Source organism: Moritella sp. F3 (assembly GCF_015082335.1).
GTDB lineage: Bacteria > Pseudomonadota > Gammaproteobacteria > Enterobacterales > Moritellaceae > Moritella.
The window spans coordinates 1-266 of sequence record NZ_BLRL01000074.1 but is presented as its reverse complement, the minus strand read 5'-3'; the positions used below and the strand labels follow the sequence as shown (position 1 = coordinate 266).

Here is a 266-nt window from a genome sequence, read left to right as displayed (position 1 = left end):
GCTGAAAGCCTAGACATCATTGTTTACTTCATGGATTCGAAATCAAGTGACGAGCAACGTGAGCCATCTGAGCAGGCTGCGCTTTTTCAAAGCCGCGCTTTCCCTCTTACTCAACAGATCGGACGCCCACGTTGGTGGAACCTCGACTTGGCTGAATATCGCTCTGCTGGAGCCAAAGAAGCTTGGCGTGCAAGTAAAGAGACCGAAGGTTTTAACTTTAAAGAGCTCTTAGAAAAGACCCCACAATACGTTCAACTGATTAACCC

Annotated in this window: 1 pseudogene; it reads left to right on the top strand. The window is 47.7% G+C overall.

The features are described from left to right. Nucleotides 1-30: 30 nt before the first annotated feature. A pseudogene (locus JFU56_RS22530) lies at nucleotides 31-266 on the top strand (hypothetical protein); the annotation flags it as partial.